Raw genomic sequence first — 14,231 nt, forward strand, 5'->3', positions numbered from 1 at the left:
CGCCGGGACGCCGCGGGGGCGGGCTCCTCGTCGGCGGGGGAGCTCATGGTGCGGCCCACCGCTATGATGGCCGTGAACGCGCCGACGAACAGCACCATCAGCGCGTTGTTGAGGCGGGGGCCGCTGAGCATCTGCTGGATCGTGGTGTCCAACACGCTGACCCGGCCGGCCAGCTCCAGCACGCGAGCTCCGGCCGTACGGGTAAGAAGCTCTCCGACGGCCAGCAGCAGACCCGGACCCGCGCCCGCGAGCGCATAAAGCGGCCACCGGACGTCCACGCCGGTGCGGCGCAAGCCGCGACGCAGCAGGCGGTATGTGATCAGACCGGCCACCAGGCCACCGAGGATGCCCTGCGCGTAGCCCCAGTACGTCGCGGCGCTGGCCTGCGACGCGGCGCTTTCCCCGGCTCCGAAGACCGGCAGCAGGTCGTTCTGCAGGAACGCCAGCACGACGCCGACCAGGAACACCGCGATGGACGCCCAGCAGACCGCGCTGACGATCCGGGGGTGGCGGAAACCGGCCAGCGCCCCACCGATCGTTGCGGCCGCGGCCACCGTGCCGCCGACCACCGCGTAGATCCAGCCGTCAGTGTTGATCGTGATGATGGTGAGTGCGCCGAGGCCGCCGAGGATCAGGCCGGTTCCGGTGGAGATCACGAAGCGCAGCGTGGTGCCGAGCTCGCGGTTGCGGCGGGCCGTCAGGGTCAGGACGAGCAGGGCCAGCGCGGCACCGGCGATGAGCATTGCAGAGACCGCGCCGGGCATCGCGTACGCCGTGGAGGTCACCTCGATCTCGGCGTTTTTCTGGCTCGTGATCGAGACCCGGGCCGACCAGAGCATCCCGGCCGCCCACACCAGACCGGCGATCGCCAGCACCACACCCCGCGCCGGGGGCCGCTCCGTACTCATGGGCAAAGGGTACGCGGGCGGTAACCTGGGAGGTATCAGGCCTATTGGCCGGAATGTCGTTTGTTGCTCATGGCGGTGACGGCGATCCGTGGCCTTTGACGCGGTTCCGGACTTCGAGCGCCGTCTGACCGATTTCGCGCTCCATAATACCGCGCGCAGAGCTTTCTGAACGGCAAAACGCCCGGTCACGACCCTCGTGGTCGGACTGTCTGTGCGGGACAGTCGTATGTGGAGACGCAAATTGGACGGATCGGGCGAAATCCTGGACGCCGCAGCGACAAAGTGGCAGCTTAGAAGGCATGCCCGACTCTCAAATCAACCCTACGGCTGCCGCTCTGCTCGGCCTGCTCCACGATGGGCCGATGACCGGCGGTCAGCTGATGGCGGCTGCCGAACGCCGCCTCGGGCCTTACTGGTCGATGACGCGGAGCCAGGTCTACCGCGAACTGCCCGTGCTGGCCGAGATGGGATACGTCCGCCTCGGCAAGCCCGGACCTCGGTCCAGTCAGCCCTATGCGATTACCGCCTCCGGTAAGCGTGCCTTCAGCCGATGGCTCGCGGAGGCTCCCGGACGAGACGCGATCCGCAATCCGATCGCGTTGCGTGTCGCCTTCGGTTCGCAGCACGCCGGTGGCCAGCTCAAGACGCTCTACACCGGCGCCAACGAATACCACGCCGAGGCCCTCGCAATGGCGCGCGAGCAGGCCAAGGAGGCCAAGAAGTCCGGGGATCAATACGGCGCTGCCGCGCTGGAGTTTGCGGTTGCGTACCACAAGGCGGCCCTGACCTGGCTCAAGGCCGCGCCCGCGGAGTGACAACGGAATAACGCAGCACGGGCCGCCCGGCCTCATGGAAGTGGCCGGGCGGCGTATTCTCGGTAGTCGTGAGTGCAGCCGACTTCCCTGAACAGCTCAAGGCCCTCGACGCCACCCTGCGCAACATCGAGAGCGTGCTCGACCTCGACAAGATGCGCCGCGACCGCGCGCAGCTCGAGGAGGAGGCCTCGGCCCCCGACCTGTGGGACGACCAGGCCCGGGCTCAGGACGTCAACTCCCGGCTGTCCTACGTCGCCGGCGAGATCTCGAAGATGGAGCGCTTGCGCAGCCGTCTCGACGACGCCGGCCTGCTGCTGGAGATGGCCGAGGCCGAGGGCGACGCCGACTCGGTCACCGAGGTCGGCAACGAGCTCGTCGCGCTGCAGAAGGCCATCGACGAGATGGAGGTCCGCACGCTGCTGTCCGGCGAATACGACTCCCGGGAGGCGGTTGTCGCCATCCGGGCCGGTGCCGGTGGTGTGGATGCCGCCGACTTCGCCGAGATGCTGCTGCGGATGTATCTGCGCTGGGCCGAGCGCCACGGCTACCCGACCGAGGTCTACGACACCTCATACGCCGAGGAGGCGGGCCTCAAGTCCGCCACCTTCGCGGTCAAGGTGCCCTACGCCTTCGGCACCCTGAGCGTGGAGTCCGGCACCCACCGGCTGGTACGCATCAGCCCGTTCGACAACCAGGGCCGGCGCCAGACCAGTTTCGCCGGCGTCGAGGTGATGCCGGTCGTGGAGCAGACCGACCACATCGACATCCCGGAAAACGAACTACGTGTCGACGTCTACCGCTCGTCGGGGCCTGGTGGACAGAGCGTTAACACCACCGACTCCGCGGTGCGCCTCACGCACATTCCGACGGGCATCGTCGTGACGTGTCAGAACGAGAAATCGCAGCTTCAGAACAAGGCCTCGGCCATGCGGGTTCTGCAGGCGCGGTTGCTTGAGCGCAAGCGTCAGGAGGAAGAGGCCAAAATGGCCGGCCTCAAGCAGGACACCACCGGCTCGTGGGGTGACCAGATGCGCTCGTACGTGCTGCACCCGTACCAAATGGTCAAGGACCTGCGCACCGAGCAGGAAACCGGTAACCCGTCGAACGTGTTCGACGGCGCCATCGACGAGTTCATCGAGGCCGGCATCCGGTGGCGGAAGACGTCTCAGCTCGCTGAGTGAGGCGCGCGACACGCCCGCCTTAACGTCCAGTCAGTTGGCGGTCACCGCATGTGGGGAATGAGGCCCACGATATGCAAAAGACGGTGACCGCCGGGCTTGGCAGTTTCGTTACACCGCGTAGACTCTCCACCCGTGATTCAGCTCGAGAACGTGACGAAGACGTATCCGAAGGCGTCCCGGCCGTCGCTGGACGACGTCAGCGTCGGTATCGACAAGGGCGAGTTCGTCTTCTTCATCGGCCCCTCCGGTTCCGGCAAGTCGACGATCATCAAGCTGCTGCTCCACGAGGTGGCACCGACCCGCGGCAAGGTCGTGGTGAACGCCAAGGACGTCACCACCCTGCGCTCGTGGAAGGTCCCGCACTTCCGCCGCTCGATCGGCTGCGTGTTCCAGGACTTCCGGCTGCTGCCCAACCGCACCGCGTACGAGAACGTGGCCTTCGCTCTGGAGGTCATCGGCAAGACCAAGGCCGTCGCCCGCCGGGTCGTGCCCGAGGTTCTCGAACTGGTCGGCCTCGGCGGCAAGGAGCACCGCTACCCGCACGAGCTCTCCGGTGGTGAGCAGCAGCGTGTCGCCGTGGCCCGGGCCTTCGTCAACCGGCCGCTGATCCTGCTGGCCGACGAGCCCACGGGTAACCTCGACCCGGACACCTCGATCGAGATCATGCGCCTGCTCGACCGGATCAACCGGACCGGCACGACGGTCGTGATGGTCACGCACGACTCCAACATCGTCAACCAGATGCGCCGCCGGGTCATCGAGATCGAGAGCGGGCGCATCGTCCGCGACCAGGCTCGCGGCGTCTACGGCTGATCCGGGCCCCGCGCCCCCGCTTTTCTGCCCCACCTTGATCGAAGTACGCGGAGTCCCGGAAGGAACCCCCGATGCAGCGCGCCAAGTACATCCTCAATGAGGTGCTGGTCGGCCTCTGGCGAAACGTCACCATGACGGTCGCCATGATCATCACTCTGTCGGTGTCGCTCACCATGCTCGGCGCCAGCGTGTTGATGTACATGCAGGTCGACCAGATGAAGGACTACTACTACGGGAACATCGAGGTCTCGATCTTCCTGCGGGAGGACGTCACCGAGGCGCAGCGCGCTGCGATCGACCAGTCCATCGCCGACAACCCGCTGGTGCAGGAGAAGACCTACGAGAGCCGCGAGGCCGCCTTCAAGAAGTTCCAGGTGCTCTGGCGCGACTCGCCCGACTTCGTGAAGTCGGTGGGCCCGGACAGCCTGCCCGAATCGTTCCGGGTGAAGCTCAAGGACCCCGAGCAGTACCAGTCCTTCGCCGACCAGATCAAGGGTCAGCAGGGCATCCAGGACATCGTCGACCAGCGTGAGCTGCTCGAGAAGGTGTTCAACATCTTCAACGCGATCCAGGTCATGGCGCTGGTGGTGGCGGCCTTCATGGCCCTGGCGGCACTGTTGCTGGTGGGTAACACCATCCAGGTCGCCGCGTACAGCAAGCGCCGCGAGGTCGCGGTCATGAAACTCGTCGGCGCGTCGAACTGGTTCATCCAGGCGCCATTCGTGCTCGAGGCGGTGGTCGCCGGTCTCATCGGTGCGATCCTGGCCTTCGCGGCGATCTTCGTCAGCAAGTCCGTGCTGCTCGACGGCCGGTTGAAGGCGCTGACCAACGTGCTCACCCCGATTCCGGACGGCAATGTGTGGCTGATGCTGCCGCTGCTCGCCGGCGTCGGCGCCGTGGTCAGCGCGCTCACCGCCTGGTTCACCCTGCGCTTCTACCTCAAGGTCTGAAGCAAATCGCAAGCAGAGGTCGCGCATCCGGTACGACCGGAGCGCGGCCTCTGCTGTTTTGGGCGATTTCGCCGGATAACTACGAAGAGTCGGAGTACGGTGACTCCTCGTGGGGTCCCGTCGAACTCGTGCCGCCTTAGCCGTCTGTCTCAGCGCCCTGTGCCTCGTGGCCGCCTTACCCGGTGCCGCGAACGCCGACCCCGGGGACGACGCCAAGAAGGCCGGCCGGGCCGTCGACCGGGCGGAGGCGATCCTCGAGGACGCCACCGTTACCGCTCGCAATGCCGCCCGCCGGCTCGAAGCCGCCACCGCCGCCATGCCGGCCGCGCAGGAAAAGGTCGCCAAGTCCAAGGGTGTGGTGGCTGCCGCGTCCGTTCAGGCCGCGACCGCCCGGCGCAAAGCCGACACCGCCCGGGACGCGTACGACGCGGTCGCCGCCCGGTTCGAGACCGCGCAGGACCACGTCGACCAGGCCCGGGACCGCGTTGATGACATCGCTGCGGCCACGTACATGGGCGGTAACTTCGCCGCTATCAACGTGCTCGTCGGGGCTCAGGGGCCGCAGGACGCCATGGACCGGCTCGGCCTCGTCGACCAGGTGATGCAGAAGCAGCAAGAAGGCGTCGACCAGTTCATGCAGGCGCGCCGCACGGTGCGTACCGAGCAGGACAAGGCCGGCCTGGCCAAGCGGGCGGCCGAGGATGCCGAGCGCGATGCCACGGAGAAGTTGCAGGCGGCCAAGGATGCCCAGGTGGCCGCGGTCAAGGCGCGCGCGGCGGTGATCGAGCTGGCTCAGAGCCGCAAGGATGCCCTGCGGGTTGCCCGGTCCCAGCGTGCCGCGGTGCTGGCAAAGTATGAGCAGGCAAAAGCCGAGGAAGCTCGCATTCAGGACGCGTTGCGCGGGTGGGACGAGAAGAACGGCGGCGGGGGATCGTACGACGGAAGCGGTCTTCTCATGCCCGTCCACGGGTGGAAGACCAGCAACTTCGGCACCCGATACGACCCGTATTACCACGTATGGCAGTTGCATGCGGGAACCGACATCGCCGCTCCGGGTGGCACCCCGATCCATGCGGCGGCCAGCGGACGGGTCATCCGAGCCGGGTGGAACGGCGGCTACGGCAACTACACGTGCATCAGCCACGGCGGCGGGTTCTCCACCTGCTACGGCCACCAGTCCAAGATCCTGGTCAGCCCCGGCCAGTACGTGCGGCGTGGCGAGGTCATCGGCCGGGTTGGCACCACCGGCGCCTCGACGGGGTATCACTTGCACTTCGAGACGCGCTTCGGGGGCGTACCGAAAAATCCCCTGAACTATCTCCCGAAATGCTTCTGCTGACGCCTGGCTAAGATTGAGGCTCCAACTGTTGCAGGGAGTCACAGCATGCCGCGCGAACAGGGCCGCAAGGTCGTGGCGTCGAACCGCAAGGCGCGGCACGACTATGCGATCCTCGACACCTACGAGGCGGGCATGGCGCTGACCGGCACCGAGGTCAAGTCGCTGCGCCTGGGCCGTGCCTCGCTCGTCGACGCGTTCGGCCACGAGAACAACGGTGAGATCTTCCTGCACGGCATGCACATCCCGGAGTACACGCAGGGGACGTGGACCAATCACGAGCCCCGCCGTACCCGCAAGCTGCTGCTGCACCGCGCCGAGATCTTCAAGATGCTGGGCAAGCTGCGCGACGACGGCGTCACCCTGGTGCCACTGCAGGTCTATTTCGAGAACGGGTACGCCAAAGTCGAGCTCGCCGTGGCCAAGGGCAAGAAGTCCTACGACAAACGCCAGGACCTCGCCACCCGCGACGCCAACAAGGAGATCAACCGGGCGCTCGGGCGGCGCAGCAAGGGTATGGACTGAGCGCGCTGCTCCGCTTGGCTCTGCCCGGCTTCATATCGTTGATGGATCACTGTTTCCTTTGTTTGGTGATGGATCGATGGACGGGTAACCTCCCCGCGGCACCAGTTTCCGTGCGAGAGGACCGCCGTTGCCCGGCAAGCACAACCCCACGCTCCGCCTGCCCCGCTACTCGCTGATCATCGTGGCCGCCACCGTGCTGACCCTGCTGGTCGGCTGGGTCGCGTTCCGGGCGGCCGGCCCCTCCCGCGAGACGTCACCGCGCCTGGTGGTCCCACCACCCGCGTCGGCCTCTGTCGTGCCTGCCGCGGTGGTCGAGCCGGTGCCCGTGACGTCGCCCTCGCCCTCGCTCTCGCCCTCTATTTCTGCTTCTGCTACCCCTTCTCGGTCCAAGTCGCCGTCGCCGTCTTCGTCGCCTTCTGCGTCGCCCTCTCGTAAGCCATCGCCGTCGCCCTCCAAAGCGCGGCCCAGCCGCTCCCCGTCACCGACCGCGGCGACGCTGACGTCCCGTTACCGCACGACGGCTAGCTGGGACACCGGTTTCATCGGGGCCATCTCGGTCACCAACACCGGCTCGGCCCCGGCCACCTGGAGCGTCACGGTGACGTACCCCTCAGACGCCGGCGTGCGCATCACCGGCGCCTGGAACGCCAAGGTCACCGGCGCCACCTTCACCGGCGAGACCCTGGCCCCCGGCGCCACGGCAAGGTTCGGATTTTCGGCAAATAAGCAGGTCAGGGGCAAGGTGGCGCCCACCGGGTGCACCGCCGGAGGGACTTCTTGCCGAATCGGTTGAATACCGGAATGAAGTCCGCGGGCGGACGCGTTAGTCTTGTACGGCTGCCGTAGTTCGCGGTGGCCCTACGAGGGGGTGACTGGTTTCGACTTCGTACGTGGAGACAGGGGAAGCGAGCCGAGGAAGCCGACGTCGTCTCGAGAATCGGTCGTCGGAAAATTACAAGCGCCAATTCCAAGCGCGCTGACTTCGCTCTCGCCGCCTGAGGCGAGTAGCAAGTCTGTCGGACTGAGCACACCTCCGGCTCAGATCTCCGGCATCAGCTAGGAGGTTGGCCAACAGGCCCCGGTCGCGGGGGCCTCGCGGCGAGATTAATCAGCGACTGGGCCCGTCACACCACCTTGCTCACGAGATCGGTGGGGCCAAGTAGAGGCATAGTGAGCTGCGCTCGGAGAAGCCCTGACAAAACAACGAAGGACCCGGGTTCGATTCCCGGCACCTCCACGAGACGGTTCTCCCTTGAACCCGCAGCGGCACCGCCCACCAGGGCGGTGCCGCTGTCGTTTCGGGCCTCGCTGACCAGCGGCACACCAGGCTCGTCGCGATTCCGGCGACCCACCCGCCATCGTCCGGCGACTTGCGACGGGCACCGTTGACCTATCGAGTTTCACCGATCCGGTCGCACGGGCTCCGGTCGTACCCGTATCGAATGGGCTTTACGGTCGTTAATGGGCCGATCGGCCTGTCGGGTGTGGACGTTTGTCGGCGGTTGTGTGAAAGGGAACAGTTCTGCCTCCGCTTGGCGCTGTGACCGCGTTTCCGTTACCTGCTGGTCATCCGGTGTGCTTACGATCCGGCCGGGTTCACCATCATCGGAGGAAGAATCTCGATGCGTCGATACAAACGCACCTCAGGGGCGCTGGGGGCGGCTACCGTCGCCACGGCGGTCGCGCTGAACGTTGCCGGGGTGCCGGCTCTGGCCGCCGGGACGTCACCGTTCATCAGTGAGATCCACTACGACAATGCCGGCGCGGACAGTGGCGAGGCTGTTGAGGTTGAGGCGCCTGTCGACTTCGATCTCAGTGGCTGGCAGATCGTTCTTTACAACGGCGACACCTCGAGCCGGGCTCCCTATGACACGAAGACCCTGGCCGGCAAGGTTCCCGCGGCCGGTGTGGTCGTCCAGTCGTACCCGGTCAATGGCCTGCAGAACGGCGCTCCGGACGGGGTGGCGCTGGTCAAGCCGGACGGCTCGGTTGCCGAGTTCCTCAGTTACGAGGGCACCTTCACCGCGGCCAGTGGCCCGGCGAACGGGCAGGCCAGCGTGGACATCGGGGTGCTGGAGGCGGGCACCGACCCGGTCGACTTCTCGCTGCAGAAGATCGACGGGGTCTGGAAGGCGCCGGCCAAGAACAGCTTCGGTGCGCTGAACACCGCGGGCACCCCGGACCCGCAGGACCCGGCGCCAAGCTGCACCACCGCGGCAGACCACACGATCGCTCAGGTCCAGGGCACCGGCGCAGCCACGCCGCTAGCCGGAACCAAGGTCACCGTCGAGGGCGTCGTTACTGCTGACCACCGTACCGGTGGATATAACGGCATCTATGTGCAAACAGCCGGTAGTGGCGGCACCCGGCCGATCGCCGAAGGCACTGCTTCCGACGGCATTTTCGTGTACGGATCGACCGCCAACCAGCCGAACGTTGCCATCGGCAACCTCGTGCGCGTCACCGGTACGGCCACGGAGTTCAACGGTTTCACCGAGCTGACCATCGCCGCGAAGAGCGACGTCGCGGTGTGCGCCAGCAACCAGCCGCTGCCCCAGCCCGTCCAGCTCAAGCTTCCCCTGGACGAGGCGGCCCGCGAATCGGCGGAGTCGATGCTGGTGGCGCCGGCCGGGACGTACACCGTCTCGGAGGTCTACGACGCCAACCGGTACGGCGAGATCGACCTGGCCGCCGGTGACAAGCCTGCGCCGATCCCGACCGACGTCGAGCGGCCCGGCACGGATGCAGCCAAGAAGATCGCCGCCGAGAACAAGCTCGGCAAGATCGTGCTGGATGACGGCAGGACCACCAACCTGTCGACGGCCGGTCTTGCGCCGCCGTACTTCAGCAAGGATGAGCCGTTGCGGGTGGGCGATCAGGTCGCTGCGTTCGGACCGACCGTTTTGTCGTACGGTCTGAGCGAATGGCGCCTGCAGCCGGCCACGCCCGTGGACGCGAGCACCCCGGCCGTCAGCCGTACCTCGTTCGAGCACACCAACCCGCGCACGGCCAACCCGGTTGACGTCGGCGGTGACGTGCGGGTGGCCAGCTTCAACGTGCTCAACTACTTCGTCCACTTCGGTGGCGAGGCGCGCGGTGCCAAGGATGCGGCGGCGCTGGCCAAGCAGCAGAGCAAGATTGTCTCGGCGATCACCTCGCTGAACGCCGACGTGGTAGCGCTCATGGAGATCGAGAACTCGGTTCGCTTCGAGGCGAACGATCCCCAGTTGGCGCTCAAGACCCTGGTGGGCGCGCTGAACGCCAAGGACGGCGCGGGCACCTGGGACTACGTGAAGACCCCGGCTGAGCTGCCGGGCGCGGCGCAGCAGGACTTCATCACCACGGCGATCATCTTCAAGCCGGCCAAGGTCGCCCCGAAGGGCGCTTCCCGCTCAGTGAACGACGAGTCGGTGTGGAGCAACGCTCGCGAGCCGATCGCGCAGACCTTCACCGCCGGTGCGATCGACTTCACCGTGGTCGCCAACCACCTCAAGTCCAAGAGCGCTTCGGTCACGCCGACCGGCGACAACGTGGACACCGGGGACGGGCAGGGCGCGTACAACGGTGACCGCAAGCGGCAGGCTGCCGCGCTGGCCACGTTCGTCGCGCAGGTCGCGAAGGACAGCGGCACCGACAAGACGATCCTGCTGGGCGACTTCAACGCCTACACGCAGGAAGACCCGATGCACGTGCTGTACGACAAGGGCTTCAGCGACCTGCACAGCACCTTCGCGCCGGGCAAGAACTCCTACGTCTTCGGCGGCGAGTCCGGTTCGCTGGACCACGCGCTGGCCACCCGATCGCTGGCCGACCGGGTCACCGGCGTGGACATCTGGAACATCAACTCGGTCGAGTCGTTCGCCTTCGAGTACGACGGCTACGCGCCGTTCTACCAGGACGGGCCGTACCGGGCGAGCGACCACGACCCGGTGGTCATCGGGCTCAACACCAAGGCCAGCGGCCCGGTCGACCTGCAGTTGCTGAGCATCAACGACTTCCACGGCCGGCTGGAGTCGCCATCCGCCGGGGTGGGCGGCGCGGCGCAACTGGTCGGAGCGGTCAACAAGCTGCGGGCGGAAAACCCGAACACCGCGTGGGTTTCGGCCGGCGACAACATCGGCGCCTCCACGTTCATCTCCGCGATCGATGGCGACAACCCGACGATCGACGCGCTGAACAAGGGCGGGCTGAACGTTTCGGCGGTCGGCAACCACGAGTTCGACAAGGGCCTGGCCGACCTGACCGGCCGGGTCGAAGGCCGCGCCGACTTCCCGTACCTGGGGGCCAACGTCTACCAGAACGGCCAGCGGCTGCTTGACCCGTACGCCGTGCAGACCGTCGGCGGCGTTCGGGTCGGCTTCATCGGTGTCGTCACCGAGCAGACCGCGTCGCTGGTCAGCCCGGACGGCATCGCCGGCGTCGAATTCCGCAACCCGGTGGCCGAGGCGAACGCCGTGGCCGCGCAACTGTCGGATGGCAACGAGGCCAACGGCGAGGCCGACGTGCTGGTGCTGCTGGCCCACGAGGGTGCGGCCGCCGAGCACATCGGTTCCGCGCAGGACCTGGTCGCCGACCCGGTGTTCGGCAACTTCACCAAGGTGAGCGCCGACATCGACGCCGTGCTCAGCGGGCACACCCACCAGCCGTACGCGTTCGAGGTCCCGGTTCCGGGCACCGGCCGCACCCGCCCGGTCATCCAGGCCGAGGACTACGGCGTCAAGATCGGCCGCGCGGTGCTGACCTATGACCCGGCCACCAAGGCGGTCACCAAGTCCACCGCCGAGCTGATCAACGTCACCGGCTTCACCCCGGACCCGGCGATCGAGCAGATCGTGGCCGACGCCAAGACCAAGGCCAACGAGCTCGGCAAGGCCAAGCTCGGCTCGATCACCGCGGACATCAAGCGGGCGTACACGGCCGAGGGCGGCGAGGACCGGGGCAGTGAGTCGGTGCTCGGCAACTTCATCGCCGACGTCCAGCTCGACCAGACCACCGCGGCGGGCCGGGGCGGGGCGCAGATCGCGTTCATGAACCCGGGCGGCCTGCGGGCGGACCTCAAGTACGGCACCGACGGCACGGTCACCTACGCCGACGCCTTCGCCGTGCAGCCGTTCGCCAACGACGTGGTCACCCAGACCCTCACGGGCGCGCAGATCAAGCAGGTGCTGGAGGAGCAGTGGCAGCCGGCCGGTGCGTCCCGCCCGGTGCTGCACCTCGGCTCGTCGAAGGGCCTGACCTACTCCTACGACGCGTCGAAGCCGCGCGGCGAGAAAATCATCGCGTCGTCGCTCAAGCTCAACGGCACGACGATCAACCCGACCGGCACGTACCGGGTCACCTCGAACTCGTTTCTCGCCGCGGGTGGAGACAACTTCACCACCCTGGGCCAGGGCACCGGCAAGGTGACCACCGGCGACAACGACCTGACCATGCTGGTCAACTACTTCGCCGCGCACTCCCCGGTAACGGCGGACCCCAAGCCTCGCTCAACGCCGGGCATTCTGGACACCACCGCGCCGACGGGTTCGTACTCGCTGAGCGCCACCTCGATCTGGACCGGTCAGAAGGTCCAGCTCACCGAGCTCACGCTGGCCGACGACACCTCCGCGGCCGGGGCGATCAAGCGGGTGGTGACGTGGGGTGACGGCTCGGCGCCGGAAATCCTGACGGCAAAAACGGCGCTGCACTCGTACGACAAAACGGGCAGTTTCGGTGTTTCTGTTACCCTGAGCGACGAGGCCGGCAACTCGGCAAACGCCACGATCGGCTCCGCCACGATCACGGTCTCGGCGCAGCCCGGCAAGTACACGGTGACCGGCACGTCGATCTGGGCGGGCCAGTCCGCGAGCCTGGGCATCAAGGGCGTCACCGGCGCCAGCAAGATCGTGATCGCCTGGGGCGACGGCACGACCACCTCGGTGCCGGGCAACACGTCGGCAGTCGTTCACAAGTACGCCGAGGCCGGCACCTTCAAGATCACGGTCACGCCGTACAACACAGCCGGCGCCGGCAAGGCCGTGACCGCGGGCACCGTCAAGGTCACCAAGGACACCTACAAACCGGCCGCCGGCCTGATCACGCCGCACTCACCGAACAAGGTGGCGTCGTGGAAGACCGTGTCCGGCTGGACCGCCGACAAGGGCCTGGGCGTCGACAACGTGCAGGTGAAATTCGTCGAGCAGCGCTCCGGCAAGTGGTACTACTACAACGGATCCGGCTGGGTGAAGGCCGCTTCGCACAGCACGGCGACCGCCAAAGCGAAGGTCAACAAGGTGACCCCGCACTGGATCGCCTGGAACCTGACGCTCAAGGGCCTGCAGAAGGGCACCCTGGAGATCAGCTACCGGGCGCAGGACGAAGCCGGTAACGCTTCGAACTGGAAGACCTACAGTGCCAAGCTGACCAAATAAGCGCTCGGTTCCCTCGGGCCCTCATCGCCTCGTGCGGTGGGGGCCCCTCTTTTGAGTGAAGCTGCGGACGTACGGCATCTGCTCTCGATGATGGACGCCCTGCGGTGCGTGACCACGTCCCGGCGATCTTCACCCCCTGCGGCCCTCGTTCCCGCGCAGACCTTATCGGTGGCCGGAAGCGCAAGCTAGTGTCCAATCATGGCGCGAAGGCGAGGGTGTTGTGTTCAGTGAAGAGCAGCGCATCGGAGGTCGGTCCGTGGAGTCGATGACCGGGCAGCTGCTGGTCGCGACACCGACCCTCAAAGATCCCAACTTCGACCGTACGGTCGTGCTGCTCGTGGCCCACGAAACCGGGGGAGCCCTGGGCGTGGTGCTCAACCGCGCCACCGAGGTCCCGGTCGCCGACGTGCTGGGCGGCTGGGGAGACCTGGCGGGCGACCCGGCCGTACTTTTCGAAGGCGGCCCGGTCCAACCCGAATCGGCCATCTGCCTGGCCCGCACCCGCCCCGAGGTGAAAAAGCGCGTCTCCGGCTTCCACCAGGTGGCCGGCGCCCTCGGCACGGTCGACCTGTCAGCCGACCCCGACCGCCTACGCGAAAGCGTGGCCGGGATCAGGGTGTTCGCGGGCTACTCGGGCTGGTCCCCGGGCCAGCTCGAAGAGGAGATCGCGGCCGGCTCCTGGTTCGTCTTCGACGCCCTGCCCGGCGACCCCTTCGTCAACCGCCCGGACGACCTGTGGGCCATGGTCCTGCGCCGCCAAGGCGACATTCTGGCCGCGGTGGCCCACTTCCCGCCGGACGTCTCGCTGAACTGAGGGGGTCCTGCATGGGCTCGTTGAGAGGTGTGTAGTATTTCTTCCTGTGCCCGGAAGATCGGGGACAGGCAAGGGGCTGTGGCGCAGCTGGTAGCGCACCACACTGGCAGTGTGGGGGTCAGGGGTTCGAGTCCCCTCAGCTCCACGAGAAAAGGTGAACCCTGCCCGCGGACTGCGCGGGCGGGGTTTTCTCGTTATGTCTGCTACCGGGGGCCGAGCCCCCGGACACCCCCACGGTGCGGATCGGGCGCGGTGGGGGTGGGTTGCGGTTAGGGCACGCTTTGCTGCGCTTGCGATGGGTGCGGTGGGGGAGCGGGTTGCGGTTAGGGCACGCTTTGCTGCGCTTGCGATGGGTGCAGGGGTGCCTTGGGAGGACGCCTTCGGGCTTGGAAGTCTGAGTTCGTGCAGGTGGCTCGCCGGGTAGGTGAAGGACGAGCACATGCGCTGGGTGGGGGTGGGGTTAGCGGCGGGGGGGGGGG

Annotated in this window: 10 protein-coding genes, 1 tRNA gene and 1 other RNA gene; 11 read left to right on the forward strand and 1 reads right to left on the reverse strand. The window is 67.1% G+C overall.

What is annotated here, in order from left to right; genetic code table 11:
- Nucleotides 1-908, reverse strand: a 908-nt coding sequence (locus TFC3_RS05485; RefSeq protein ID WP_236717997.1) for a hypothetical protein, incomplete at its 3' end; no start/stop codon positions are given.
- Between the two features lie 299 nt (nucleotides 909-1,207).
- Between TFC3_RS05485 and TFC3_RS05490 the strand changes: the two genes are divergently transcribed.
- From TFC3_RS05490 to TFC3_RS05545, 11 genes are all read left to right on the forward strand, one after another.
- Complete coding sequence (locus tag TFC3_RS05490; protein WP_067496454.1) at nucleotides 1,208-1,723, forward strand: PadR family transcriptional regulator; 516 nt, start codon at nucleotides 1,208-1,210, stop codon at nucleotides 1,721-1,723.
- Between the two features lie 68 nt (nucleotides 1,724-1,791).
- Nucleotides 1,792-2,904, forward strand: a complete 1,113-nt coding sequence (gene prfB / locus TFC3_RS05495) for a peptide chain release factor 2 (protein WP_067496457.1) — start codon at nucleotides 1,792-1,794, stop codon at nucleotides 2,902-2,904.
- A 132-nt stretch (nucleotides 2,905-3,036) separates the two neighbouring features.
- Nucleotides 3,037-3,717 carry a cell division ATP-binding protein FtsE gene (gene ftsE, locus TFC3_RS05500; protein ID WP_015619257.1) on the forward strand — a complete coding sequence of 227 codons (681 nt, stop codon included), beginning with the start codon at nucleotides 3,037-3,039 and terminating at the stop codon, nucleotides 3,715-3,717.
- Nucleotides 3,718-3,788: 71 nt separating this feature from the next.
- Nucleotides 3,789-4,667, forward strand: a complete 879-nt coding sequence (gene ftsX, locus TFC3_RS05505; protein WP_067496460.1) for a permease-like cell division protein FtsX — start codon at nucleotides 3,789-3,791, stop codon at nucleotides 4,665-4,667.
- A 166-nt stretch (nucleotides 4,668-4,833) separates the two neighbouring features.
- A complete protein-coding gene (locus TFC3_RS05510; protein WP_236717998.1) occupies nucleotides 4,834-6,006 on the forward strand; it encodes a M23 family metallopeptidase in 1,173 nt (390 codons plus the stop codon).
- Between the two features lie 45 nt (nucleotides 6,007-6,051).
- On the forward strand, nucleotides 6,052-6,528 hold the full coding sequence (gene smpB / locus TFC3_RS05515) for an SsrA-binding protein SmpB (protein ID WP_067496463.1): 477 nt from the start codon (nucleotides 6,052-6,054) through the stop codon (nucleotides 6,526-6,528).
- 127 nt (nucleotides 6,529-6,655) lie between these two features.
- Nucleotides 6,656-7,321, forward strand: coding sequence for a cellulose binding domain-containing protein (locus tag TFC3_RS35350; RefSeq protein WP_082771863.1), 666 nt, complete (start codon nucleotides 6,656-6,658; stop codon nucleotides 7,319-7,321).
- Between the two features lie 71 nt (nucleotides 7,322-7,392).
- Nucleotides 7,393-7,768, forward strand: a transfer-messenger RNA (tmRNA) gene (gene ssrA / locus TFC3_RS05530).
- A gap of 382 nt (nucleotides 7,769-8,150) precedes the next feature.
- The gene (locus TFC3_RS05535) at nucleotides 8,151-12,938 is read left to right on the forward strand and encodes an ExeM/NucH family extracellular endonuclease (protein ID WP_067496471.1); all 4,788 of its coding nucleotides are present in this window, start codon (nucleotides 8,151-8,153) and stop codon (nucleotides 12,936-12,938) included.
- A 265-nt stretch (nucleotides 12,939-13,203) separates the two neighbouring features.
- Nucleotides 13,204-13,752, forward strand: a complete 549-nt coding sequence (locus TFC3_RS05540) for a YqgE/AlgH family protein (protein ID WP_173745299.1) — start codon at nucleotides 13,204-13,206, stop codon at nucleotides 13,750-13,752.
- A 72-nt stretch (nucleotides 13,753-13,824) separates the two neighbouring features.
- Nucleotides 13,825-13,897: transfer RNA gene (locus tag TFC3_RS05545), tRNA-Ala, on the forward strand.
- Nucleotides 13,898-14,231: the final 334 nt, after the last annotated feature.

The organism is Actinoplanes sp. TFC3 (assembly GCF_001553785.1).
Taxonomy (GTDB): Bacteria; Actinomycetota; Actinomycetes; order Mycobacteriales; family Micromonosporaceae; genus Actinoplanes.